We start from the raw sequence: 12,753 nt of genomic DNA on the forward strand, positions 1-12,753 counted from the left end.
TTTTGAGAGAGATACTGACGATTTTTATGGATTATTGCGGTGACGGTATTTATCCGTTTCTTTTTCTGGTGGCGCTTATATATTTATTGCTGACAGAGAAGGACAGGAAAATACGGCTTGTATTAGTGGAGTCCTCTTTTGTAATAACGATTTTGTTTTTCTTTCCCTTATTTAAGCTTGTAATGGATAAAGTTGAAGAAGCGGGAACTTATTATAGAATACTTTGGATATTGCCGATGACTGTGATGATAGCCTATGCAGGCGTTAAACTAATAGGAAAGCATACTCGGATCGGAATAATAGTAATGATATTGCTTCTTGCACTTGGTGGTGAATATTTATATAAAAATATTAATATTACGAAAGCACAGAACCGATATCATATCCCTCAGACGGTAGTGTCTATTTGTGATCTCATTGAACCTGCGGAGGACGAGGAACGTGTCTGGGCAGTCTTTCCTTCGGAATTGCTGCATTATGTAAGGCAGTATTCTTCAAATATTCAGATGCCCTACGGCCGTGACATGCTGGTAGCCAGCTGGGATCATGTGGAACATCCCATATATGCGCTGATGGAAGCGGATACAGTAAGAATCGATTTGCTTGCGGAGCTGGCAGATGACTATAAATGCCAGTATATTATTCTGAATAAGGCGAAGAAGACGGAAGGGGATCCGGCGGAATACGGGCTGGAAAAAATCGGGGAAGTGGAAGGTTATGATGTATTCCGGAATGTGGATGTTCCGGTATTGAAAAAAGAACAGACTTTGCCCTAAATCCCTCTTGATTAAAACGAAGAACAGTATCCAATGTAAAAAGGCAGTATATATAATGGAATAGAACAGGCAGGTACTAAAACTGTGTGATTATTAGAAGAAAGGGCGCCGTTACCCGGCCGCGAATTGCGGCCGAATACCGAAGCCCTTTTACTTTACTACCTATTTTTCTTCCCCAACATGAAAAATTTCCTTTGCAAACCGCCCTGCAACCTTTTCCCGTCCCTTTTTATTCAGCCGGTATCCGTCTGTCAGGCAATTCTTTGCCTCATCTTCATTAATGGTCCCATAATAATTATCAAGAATACTAACTCCGTTTGCCATAGCCACATCAATTTCATGCAGCACATAATCAGGAAGCACGCCGTTGCCGAAATCCTCCGTATCCCCGTTAACCATCTTGCCGCCACCGTCCTCAAACTGCCCGTAGGAAGGAGAAAGGACCACCAGACGGATGTAAGGATAGGTCTTCTGGACTTCCTGAAGAGATGCATTCAGCGCGCCGTTCCAGGTAAGCAGGTTGATGTCATTATTTTCATCCATAACAGGACGTTTATCCATGTAATCATTCAGATCATACATGATGACGATCATATCAACCTTGGAAAAATCCACACTTTTCAGGGTATCCAGCGCTTCCCTGTAAGCCTTGTCAGATTCTGAAAGCAAATCCACAGCATGTTCCATAAGGTCAAAATTCCCGCCGCATATGGAGGCTGTTACCAGATACAGGCTGAGCGCATCCTGAGGATAGCTGTCGGTATACTCGGTATTTTTCATAGAAATATAGGAATCCGGAAATGCACCGTTATAAACCGTGGCATCACACTTATCGGCAATTAACTCCGCAAGGCCGTCTTTTCCCCGTTCATCGGAAAAAGGATGGTTCCCAAGACAAACGATAGTGTTGAAGCCGTCATCCTCCCGCCCTTTAAGCAGCTCTGGATCCAGCGGCTGGATATAATCCAGGGCTTCCACTTCAAATTCCGAAGAATCCGCATTGGGGTCGTACCCGGAATCCTTCCCAATATTCCACACAACCAGCTTGACAACAGCAAATATCAGCATTGCCGCAAGAACGGCGGCAATTATATAGTGAACGTAGGTTTCCGTATTTTTCCTTTTTCTGCGTCTGCCGGTATTTTTACCCGACACACCCCGGCGGGAACCGCTCCTGCGGGAAGCAGTACTATGCGGGGAAGCCTTGCGGCCGACAGTATCCTGCCCCTCCTGCCGCTTCCCGGAACCCTTCTGGGCAGAAGTATCCGAAGCATCATCCAACTCCCAGAATTCATCAATCTCCCCCGACTGTTCCATTCTGTCCTTATCTGTCATAAATTACCTCCTTTACCGACTCTATACTACCATTATAGACCCCAAGTGTCCATATTGTAAGGAAAAATTGTAACTGTTCAGTAGGTCAACGCATTTAGCTGCGCAGGCCAGCGCAGCTAAATGCGCTGACCGTAAGAAAGTGATTCAAGAGTGCTAAAATCCATCGCCAAAGGCGATTTAGGATGGTTTTAGCAGTAACTGTGAGGGGTGCTGAACAGTTAAAATTAAGACTTTGACACCCCCAAGCCATGCAGAAATACAGATAGAAACAGCCCGTGGGAGCTTGCTCACTAAGGACTGCTTCTATCTGTATTTCTATAGGGCGCCAGCCCTTATTCATAATTTGGCGTCCATAACAAAAAAAGCAATACACAACATACCTCCCGCCAAATTATGAATGGCATGGCTGAGGCCCGCCAACACCCCAATCCCTTCTCCCACCATTTTCCCCTCCCCCACATCTTCCCAACCCCCATAAAACCTGCTATAATCACACAATAATACCCTCATCCCCAAAAAACTAACTCAAGGAGACACTCCCCATGAAAAAGAAAATCACCCTGAAAGACATCCTCATTCTTCAAGCCGTAATCGCCATATACACACTATCCACAGTAATGGCCAAGCTGGCCAGCGGCCACCCCACATTATCACTTAATTTCTTCCTCTTCTACGGCGCCGAACTCGTCATATTGGCGATTTACGCCCTTCTTTGGCAGCAGATGATAAAAAAATTCGAATTATCCATTGCCTATACAAACCGGGCCATGGCCCTGCTCTGGTCCCTTATCTGGGCCGCAGTAATATTTCATGACAAAATAACCCTGAAAAACATAATCGGCGTAGCCCTGGTAATTACCGGGACAATAATCGTTAACGGCGGACAGCAGAAGGAGGAACTGTGCGATGAAGCTTAATATTTATTACCTGTTCCTTTTCGCAGGCGTTCTGGCAGCCTCTTTTTCCCAGGTCCTTTTAAAAAAAGCCGCCTGCAGACAGTATGGCTCCTTTATCCGCGAATATCTGAATCCCTATGTAATCAGCGGATATATACTGCTTGTAGGTTCTACCATACTGAATGTCAGCGGCCTCCGAGGCCTTTCCTTTATGAATGGTCCGGTGATTGAATCCTTTGGCTATGTGCTTGTCCTTCTGCTCAGCCGGCTTTTCTTCTCGGAAAAAATTACGAAACGGAAACTCGCAGGCGTGGGCTGTATTCTGGCAGGCGTGATTGTTTACTATCTGTAGAAGCGGTGGCCGCAGCAATGACTTTGTCAGAATTTATGCCGGACGGCAGCGCCTTGAACCATTTGCTGTACCGATGCATCCGGTATTCCACGGAAAGCTCCTTCAGGCTTTTTTCATCCGCACATTTTTCTTTCAGCTGGCCGCGCTCCTCCTTGCTCAGGTTCACATATTTCATGTACGAAATCCCCAGCTCCGTCAGCTTGCCGCTGCAGGCCGGGCAATACACCTTGTGGCCGTTGAGAATGTGAATTCGACGGCAATATTTGCAGTAATGGATATACATCATGACGAATCACTCCTTTTCTTTTTGACTCTCCGCCCCGTGTTTGACATGCACCGCACAGGAAAGCAGAAAACGCTGTTTTTTTAACTTTCTTTCCCTCTTATTCTGTCATATCATGCCAGAAGCCGCAATGAAAAGTATTCGACAAAAAATGCGGATTCTTACGGTATGAGGAGAAGGAAAAGGATGAAATCCGCCCGGCAGACCAAGGAACAAAAGGAAAATTAAGAGAATATTAAGGAAGTAATTGCTGGAAAAAGAGGAAGCAAGGTTGAACCGTGAGGAGGGGGTGTGGTATACTGTTTCTGCGGGAAAAATGCCGTCGCAGCGGCATGTCCCGGATTTTACTGTAAACGGGTTCTGTATAGCTCCGGTGATGTTCGATGCGCCGGTTTTCTTTAATTCAGAACTGCAGAAAACGGAGAATGAATCATGCCTAATCAACCAACAGATAAAAATCAGAAAGCTGTTCTGGAAAAAACAGGAAGAAGAATGTCGAATCTCAGCGATGAAAAGCCGCAGAGAATAGCCGGTACCGAAGAAGAACAGCTGTCGGGGAAAATAGAAAAAGTAACAGAAAGCCTGCTGTCCCAATGGGAAATCAGCGAAGATGATTTTGAGGATACGCAGGATCTTACGGAAACGGCAGCGCATATTTCCGGGCAGATTGCGCCTGGCGCTTCCAACAGGAACGCAGCCGGCAGCATACGCAGGGAAGAAGCGGAGCCCCGCAGTCAGGCAACGCCCCACAGTCAGACGGTGTCCCGCAGTCAGACAACGCCTCACAGTCAGTCGGAGCCCCGCAGCCAGGCAGCTCCCAGAGGCGAAGCAGCGGTTCCCCGCGGTGACGCAGGAGAAAAACGAAACGGAAAGGAAGGCGGTCGCCGGACGGAAGGCAGTAATCGGCCGGAAAGCAGACAGCCGGCGACAGAGAGAACCGGAGAAAGAAAAGTCTCTTCTAACCTCCCGGAGATAGGAACCAGACGCTCGGAAGCTGGTAAAACTGCCAATAAAAGAAACACCTTCGCGGAACGCAGCCGTCAGAAAACGCAGACGGACACAAGAGAATCCCGCCACCAGGATCCTGCGGAGAAAAGACAGCAGGTGAAACGTGATTCCGGAAAAGATGCCGCCGCCCGCCTGCCACGCTCGGAAAGATATGAATCCCGTCAGGGCTCGCAGACACCCCGTATGGCGGATTCCGAACGGCTCAACAGGACATCCTCTGCTGCGATGGCTGCAAGAAACGGCGCCGAACGCAGCGCGAACTCCAAAGCTGCGGCAGCTGGCCCGGAAAAAAGCAAGAGGGCTTCGGAATACAGAAGAACTGAAAGGGAAGAATATATACGCCGTTCACAGTCGGATAGGAATGCCGGAAAATGCCGTCCCTGTGAGAATGACGACTGGGACGAGGAAGCTGAAGTACGCACGGCCAATGCGAAAAAACGTACCCAGTTGCCTTCCGGCAAAAGCAGGGACTATGCGGAAAATACCTCTTCCCGGAATACCGGCAGAAAAAGCGCATCCCATAAAAAAAAGGAAAATCCTGTGGTGGAATTTTGGAACAGCCTGCATACAATGGACAAAGTAGTAGGTTTCATGGGAATTTTCGTATGCATTTTTGCCGTAGTTACATTCTCTGTACTTGCGAATGCCAAGTCTGTAGATGAACAGGTGGATGCTTTTGCCTCTGTGGGACAAAATCTTTCACAGCTCAATATAGCAGGGGAAAGTACTTTCATGGCCGTTGCGGATGCGCATAAGGCGAAACAGGAAGCGGCGGATTTCTCGGAGTCTATGGAGGAATCGGAGGAGTATAACGAAAAGGATGATAATTCCGATGTTCAGGTAGGCCTGAATATGACTTCTGTGGAAAAGGATCTTAAAATCAAGTTCGTTAACAGGAAGACCGGAAAGCTGATTCCTCATGTGGATTTCCAGGTGGAGATCAAGGGACCGGATAAAACATATAACAAAGATGATGATAATACGGATGGAATTATTTATCTGACCGGAATTAACCCTGGAAAATATACGGTTAGAATAACCGGCCCGGAGAACCAGGATGGATATGCCATGCCCTCGGATGCCCAGGAGGTTACCGTAAAGGATCATATTGAATATAAGAAAATCGATGTCAGTGATGAGGTCAAAAAAGAATCTGAGGTAAACGCCGCCAAAGAGGATACACAGGTTAAAACCCAGACGGAATCGGTAATCCAGGATACCGTGGAATGGGTGGAATCCACCAAAACACCGGTAGGCAGCACCGACGGCAAGGGGGAATATGTGGAAGTGAAGAAATCCGATATTCCGGATCCTTCTGCTTCGGCGGGCATTACATTTGATAAATTGTCCGGCATGAAGTCACAGAAGCCCTGGATAATGAGGGAAAATGATACGGCACAGCCAATAACCGAAGGCGGTGGCACAAAAACATCGGATACAAATCAGCCGTCTGTTTCTGATGAGGAACCCGGCTCCAAACCTTCGGAGTCTACGGATAATCCATCGGAGCCTTCCAAGCCTGACCCGGATCCTTCCAAACCGGATCCGGATCCCGATCCTTCTAAACCGGATCCTGAGCCGTCAGATCCGGATCCCGGCCCGGTGGAGGTAACAGGCGTATCATTAAGCCCGTCCAGCCTTTCGGGAAAGGTAGGAGAGAGTGCAACACTCAGTGCCCAGGTCAGCCCGGATAATGCTGCGGATAAGAGTGTCAGATGGTCCAGCAGCAACGAAAGCGTAGCAAAGGTAAGCGGCGGAAACGTTAACTTTGTAGGCGCAGGTAATGCTACAATCACTGTAACCACCAACAGCGGTGGTAAGACGGCAACCGCGGATGTAACAGTATCTGCCAAAGAAAATCCGGTAGACACTGTAACGGTTACCGGAGATTCTACCGTAACCGTAGGCGGCAGCATTACCCTGACGGCTAAAGTTTCGCCTGATGGCGCCGGCTATGACGGCATCAGGTGGTCGTCCTCGGATACAAGTATTGCAACCGTGGATGGCGGCAAGGTAACTGGCATAAAGGCCGGAACCGTAACCATCACAGCGGAAGCGGGAGGAAAATCAGGGAATATTTCCGTGACGGTAAAAGAGGCGGAGGCCGTATTAAAGAGCATTAAAATAACCGGTGCAGACAGCGGTAAGAAAGGAACCACGGTTCAGCTTTCCATTACTCCTGATCCGGCCAATGCAGATGCATCCGTCAACTGGAAATCCTCGGATGAAAAGATTGCCACGGTGGATGCAAACGGTAAAGTGACCTGCGTCAATACCGGTAAGGTTACCATCACCGCAACCTCCAAGAAGGACACAGGCAAAACAGCAACATTTTCCTTCCAGGTTACAGCTGATGAAGAAAATGAGTTTGACGTGAGAGAAGTAAAGGTAACGGCAGGCGAAACCAAAAACGATTATTTCACCATTAAAGGAGATGTGGAAAGCCGTTCCTTCTCCATCGCCAACACCAAGTATGCGACGGTGGATGGCAATGGCAAGATCAGGGCAATCCGCTCCGGCGAAACGGAAATAACGGTTACTGCGAAATACAGAAACGGCGATACTAGGTCCAAAAAAGTGAAATTAACCGTAGTTGCAGCCAAGGTTGAAAAAATCGTCCTTGACAAGGATAAATTGACCATGAAGGTAGGGGATACGGTAAAGCTGAATCCCACGATTACCACATCGGGATATACAGGCTGTCTCTGGTATACTTCGGATAAAAGCATTGTTTCTCTGGAAGAGCATGGAAACGGAACCATCAAAGCCCTGAGGCCCGGTAAGGTAACAATAACGGCCAAGAGCTCCGAGGATACTTCCAAGACCGCGACCTGTGAAGTGACGGTAACGGGAGACGATCCCAGGAATGATACCAAGACGCCTTTAAAGGACAGAAGCGGCAATCTCCTCTATGTTAAAACCGCTGATGGAAAATTCGTGGCGGCAGTGGTTGCAGATTATTACAAATATGATACCTTCTACAGAGTCAATGAAAACACAGAGTACAAATACACCGGCTGGCAGACCATAGACGGCAGGCGCTATTATTTCGATAAGAACGGCAACAAGGTAACCGGAGAACAGGTTATCCAGGGTGTGAAATACACCTTTGGAAGCGACGGCGCACTGAATGCAGGCTCAGGTGTCCTGGGAATTGACGTATCCAAGCATAACGGCAATATTAACTGGACGGAAGTAAGGAATTCAGGGGTATCCTATGTCATTATCCGATGCGGATACCGTGGTTCTTCCACGGGAGCGCTGATTGAAGACCCGAAATTCAGGGCCAACATTCAGGGGGCGACTGCCGCGGGGCTGAAGGTGGGAATTTATTTCTTCACTCAGGCGGTAAACCAGATTGAAGCGGTGGAGGAGGCCTCCATGACGGTAGCACTGATCAAAAATTATAAGATCTCCTATCCTGTATTTCTGGATGTGGAAGCCAGCGGCGGCCGTGCGGACGGCCTGGATACGGCAACAAGAACGCAGATAGTTAACGCTTATTGCCAGACCATTGCCAACAGCGGCTATACGGCGGGAGTTTATGCCAATAAAACATGGCTCAACTCCAAGCTGAACGTAGGCGCCCTGGGAAGCTACAAAATCTGGCTGGCCCAGTATGCTGCCGCACCTACGTATAACGGAAGATATGATATGTGGCAGTATTCCTCCAAAGGAAAAATCGGCGGAATCAGCGGTTATACGGATTTGAATATCAGCTATCTTGGCTACTGATTTATTTCCGCGGGCAACGAGCCAGGTAGCCATGCGTGCATGGATATTTGGCGACTGCCGCGAGGGTCAAAGACCCCGCTGCTTAGCAGCGTTGCAAGTTTGATATCCCGCTGCTTGCGGCGGGGGCTTTGATTGCTTTCGGCAGAAGCTGTTTTTGCCGAAAGCATAAATTTTGACAGGGAAACATAACAGTATAGGTTCTGAACTGCAGTAACAGTTCAGCCTTCGTCCGAACTGTTACTGCATCCGCCCATTAAAAATCGCCTTCGGCGAGGGGGGCGGATGTTTGCTTCTACCACGTTTTCTCACGGTTTGCGCATTCACTGCGCAAACCTGCCTGAACTATTATGAATAACTACCATTTTCAAGGTTTTATTTGGTAAAACAAGAATTTTGTGGTATACTAATTAAAATTAAGCTTAATGTCAGTTTCTCTGCCTGTTTAACAGCTTTTTAAAGCGGCTGCAGCCTGCGGTGCAAAAGAAGACCGGCCGGATTCCGGCAGAAAGAACGGCTGCAGGGCATTTAATTTTTAAGGCGGAGACAAAGGAGAAAAATATGAGAACTTATTTGGTAACAGGCGGCGCAGGATTTATTGGTTCCAATTACATCCACTATATGTTCAGGAAATATGACAACGAAATCCGGATTATCAATGTGGATGCCCTCACCTATGCCGGCAATCTGGAAAATCTGAAAGATTTGGAGGAGAGGGAGAACTATACCTTTGTTAAAGCCAACATCTGTGATAAGGAAGCGATTGAAAAGATTTTTGCGGAAAATGACATTGACAGAGTGGTGCATTTTGCGGCGGAAAGCCATGTGGACAGAAGCATCCGCAATCCCGAAATTTTTGTCCAGACCAATGTTTTGGGCACTGCAGTCATGTTGAACTGTGCCAAGGCGGCATGGGAGAATCCCGACGGCAGCTTTAAGGAAGGGAAGAAATTCCTTCATGTATCCACGGACGAGGTATACGGTTCCCTGGAAAATGAGGGTGAGTATTTTTACGAGACAACTCCTTATGCGCCTCACAGCCCCTATTCCGCAAGTAAGGCCAGCTCGGACATGCTGGTTAAATCCTATATGGATACCTATCATTTCCCGGCGAACATTACCAACTGTTCCAACAATTACGGCCCTTATCAGTTTCCGGAGAAGCTCATTCCGCTGATTATTAACAATGCGCTTCATGGAAAGAAGCTGCCCGTTTACGGAGACGGCAAGAATGTGCGTGACTGGCTGTACGTTGAGGATCATGCAAAGGCCATCGATATGGTACAGGAGAACGGCAGACTTTTTGAAACATACAATATCGGTGGACATAATGAAAAGCAGAATATACAGATCATTGAGATTATCATAGATACCCTCCAGGAAATGCTGGCTGAGGACGATCCGAGAAGGGCGCTGGTTTCCAGAGATCTGATTACCTATGTGGAGGACCGCAAGGGCCATGACCGCAGATATGCCATTGCGCCGGATAAGATCAAGGCGGAAATCGGCTGGGAACCGGAAACCATGTTTGCGGAAGGCATAAAGAAGACCATTGCATGGTACTTTGAGCATGAGGATTGGATGAAAAACGTTACCAGCGGTGATTACCAGAAATATTACAACGAGATGTACAAATAATGGTAGCGGTTCGTAACAGTTCAGCGGGCAATGTCATTTAATTAAGACAGTGCAGACACTGCAGTGTGACAGCCTTTATTTGGCGGCACCACTGCAGTGCTTTATGAGATAAGGTTTCAGGTAAGTGATGAACGGCCCGGCAGAAAAAGGGCCTCTGAAAGGAGCAGCACGACCATGAAAGGAATTATTCTTGCAGGAGGAAGCGGAACCAGACTGTATCCGCTGACCAAGGCAATATCCAAGCAGATTATGCCGGTATATGATAAACCGATGATTTATTATCCTCTATCCATATTAATGCTGGCGGATATCCGGGAAATCCTCATCATATCCACACCGAGGGATCTTCCGATATTTAAGGAACTTTTAGGGACCGGAGAGCAGCTTGGGCTGACTTTATCCTATGCCGTACAGGAAGCTCCGAGAGGACTGGCGGATGCATTTATTATCGGAGAGGAATTTATCGGAAAAGACAGCGTGGCGCTTGTACTGGGAGACAATATTTTCTATGGGCAGAGTTTTTCCAAAGTGTTGCGGACCGTTGCTTCCCGGGAGAAGGGAGCTACAATTTTCGGTTATTATGTACGCGACCCCAGGGAATACGGCGTAGTTGAGTTTGATGAGGACGGAAAGGCACTTTCCATTGAGGAAAAGCCGGAGCATCCCAAGAGCAATTATGCGGTTCCCGGGCTGTATTTTTATGATAATGATGTGGTGGAAATTGCAAAGAGCGTAAAGCCCTCCGCAAGAGGAGAGATAGAAATTACGGCTGTAAACAATGAGTACCTGCGCAGGGGGACTCTTCGTGTGGAAACTCTGGGAAGGGGCTTTGCCTGGCTGGATACGGGAAGCCACGATTCCCTGCTGGATGCGGCGGATTTCGTATCCGCATTCCAGAAAAGACAGGGCCTGTATATCTCCTGTATTGAAGAAATTGCCTTTAAGCGCGGCTTTATATCCAGGGAACAGCTTTTGAAGCTGGCAGAGCCGCTGATGAAAACGGATTATGGAAAATACATGGTAGAGGTTGCCAACGGACTGTAAAGGCTTCCTTTAGCGGGCGGCTGTGCTAAAGCAAAATATTGATTTCAGAAACGAGGAATTACAGAAATGGGAAAAATTACGGTAGAAACATGTGAAATTGAAGGGCTGAAGGTGATTACGCCCACCGTTTTCGGCGATAACCGCGGATATTTTATGGAAACCTATAATTATAATGATTATAAAGAGGCAGGAATCGATCAGATATTCGTGCAGGATAATCAGTCTGCTTCAAAAAAAGGAGTGCTCAGAGGCCTTCATTTCCAGATACATTATCCCCAGGATAAGCTGGTGCGCGTCCTGAAGGGCGAGGTGTATGATGTGGCGGTGGATTTAAGAGCTGATTCCCCCACCTTCGGAAAGTGGTTCGGCGTGCTTCTGACAGAAGAGAATAAAAAGCAGTTTTTTATTCCGAAGAATTTTGCCCATGGCTTCCTGGTGCTTTCTGACTATGCCGAATTTGCCTATAAGTGTACGGATTTCTATCATCCGAATGATGAAGGCGGCCTTGCATGGAATGATCCGGATATCGGCGTGGAATGGCCTATTCCCGAAGGTATGGAGCTGATCCAGTCTGAAAAGGATACTAAATGGGGCGGAATCAAAGAGTATAAAGCGGAGTGAACCGGAAAACAGGAATGAATAACAAGAAGAGAAAAGAGAAGCCCGCGCTCAGACAGGGCGTCAGCAAAAAGACAGGACTAACTATATTCACCCTCGTAATGTTAATCATGGGGGTGATTATTGCGTGTTACCATAATCCGCTGGCAAACCAGATGGACGAGCTGATAAAGAAGATCATCGCCTGCACGTTAATTGTGGTGGCGGTAGTAGCTGTACTGAAATTTTATGATAAGATAATCCTCCTCCCGTTTGAGCTTTACCAGAACCGGCGTCTGATATGGCGTCTGGCGAAGAACGATTTTAAGCGCCGGTATGCAGGTTCCTATATGGGAGCCATTTGGGCCATGGTGCAGCCGGTAGTCACTGTGGCGATGTATTATGTGGTATTTCAGGTAATTATGCCGCAGAAGGCGCAGCTTCTGGGAGATGGGATTGAAGTCCCTTACCTGGTATTTCTGACAGCGGGGCTGGTACCCTGGTTTTATTTTTCCGAAGCGCTCACTAATGGGATGATGGCGCTGCTGGAATATGAATATCTGGTAAAAAAAGTAGTATTTAAAATAAGTATTCTGCCTATTATTAAAATTATTGCAGCCACGTTTATCCATGGCTTTTTTGTGCTGGTGCTTTTAGCCATAGCCTTTCTTTATGGTTTTACCCCCAGCCTGTATACGCTCCAGATTTTTTATTACAGCTTCTGTATGTTTGCCCTGGTGCTGGCCATCAGCTATACCACCTGCTCCGTGGTCATTTATTTCCGCGATCTTCAGCAGATAGTGGGCATTGGCCTGCAGATAGGCATGTGGGCGACTCCGGTTCTCTGGCAGCTGGGGACTTTGAGCAAAAAGGCACAGATGCTGGTGAAAATCAATCCGCTTGTCTATATTGTGGAAGGCTACCGCAGCTCCATTTATGAGAAACAGTGGTTCTGGGAGGATTTTTATTCCACGATGTATTTCTGGATTATCACGGTGGTGCTGTTCTGTATCGGCGCGCTTGTTTATAAACGCCTGAAGGTGCATTTCGCGGATATCATGTAAGCGCCGTATCGTCAAAAACGCGCAGTTG

The 12,753-nt window shown here is 47.5% G+C and carries 9 protein-coding genes; 8 read left to right on the plus strand and 1 reads right to left on the minus strand.

Going from position 1 to position 12,753, the window contains the following annotated elements:
• Positions 1-2: 2 nt before the first annotated feature.
• Positions 3-776, plus strand: coding sequence for a hypothetical protein (locus DXC51_RS20310; RefSeq protein WP_102287590.1), 774 nt, complete (start codon positions 3-5; stop codon positions 774-776).
• 162 nt (positions 777-938) lie between these two features.
• Here the strand turns inward: DXC51_RS20310 and DXC51_RS20315 are convergent, their stop codons facing one another.
• Positions 939-2,111: a hypothetical protein gene (locus DXC51_RS20315; protein WP_117545271.1), complete on the minus strand. Its 1,173-nt coding sequence runs from the start codon at positions 2,109-2,111 to the stop codon at positions 939-941.
• 542 nt (positions 2,112-2,653) lie between these two features.
• On the opposite strand from DXC51_RS20315, the gene DXC51_RS20320 reads away from it, so the two are divergent.
• From DXC51_RS20320 to DXC51_RS20360, 7 genes are all read left to right on the plus strand, one after another.
• Positions 2,654-3,028, plus strand: a complete 375-nt coding sequence (locus tag DXC51_RS20320; RefSeq protein ID WP_117545272.1) for a DMT family transporter — start codon at positions 2,654-2,656, stop codon at positions 3,026-3,028.
• The gene (locus DXC51_RS20325) at positions 3,018-3,359 is read left to right on the plus strand and encodes a DMT family transporter (protein WP_021636863.1); all 342 of its coding nucleotides are present in this window, start codon (positions 3,018-3,020) and stop codon (positions 3,357-3,359) included. Before DXC51_RS20320 ends, DXC51_RS20325 begins: the two co-directional genes overlap by 11 nt.
• A gap of 715 nt (positions 3,360-4,074) precedes the next feature.
• The gene (locus DXC51_RS20340) at positions 4,075-8,385 is read left to right on the plus strand and encodes an Ig-like domain-containing protein (RefSeq protein WP_147332385.1); all 4,311 of its coding nucleotides are present in this window, start codon (positions 4,075-4,077) and stop codon (positions 8,383-8,385) included.
• A 558-nt stretch (positions 8,386-8,943) separates the two neighbouring features.
• Positions 8,944-10,020, plus strand: a complete 1,077-nt coding sequence (gene rfbB / locus DXC51_RS20345) for a dTDP-glucose 4,6-dehydratase (RefSeq protein WP_035323537.1) — start codon at positions 8,944-8,946, stop codon at positions 10,018-10,020.
• A 174-nt stretch (positions 10,021-10,194) separates the two neighbouring features.
• Entirely contained in the window at positions 10,195-11,064 is an 870-nt protein-coding gene (gene rfbA, locus DXC51_RS20350) for a glucose-1-phosphate thymidylyltransferase RfbA (protein ID WP_117545300.1), read from the plus strand.
• Between the two features lie 66 nt (positions 11,065-11,130).
• Positions 11,131-11,685 carry a dTDP-4-dehydrorhamnose 3,5-epimerase gene (gene rfbC, locus DXC51_RS20355; protein WP_021638982.1) on the plus strand — a complete coding sequence of 185 codons (555 nt, stop codon included), beginning with the start codon at positions 11,131-11,133 and terminating at the stop codon, positions 11,683-11,685.
• A 14-nt stretch (positions 11,686-11,699) separates the two neighbouring features.
• The gene (locus DXC51_RS20360) at positions 11,700-12,725 is read left to right on the plus strand and encodes an ABC transporter permease (RefSeq protein WP_117545275.1); all 1,026 of its coding nucleotides are present in this window, start codon (positions 11,700-11,702) and stop codon (positions 12,723-12,725) included.
• Positions 12,726-12,753: the final 28 nt, after the last annotated feature.

Source organism: Eisenbergiella massiliensis (assembly GCF_003435485.1).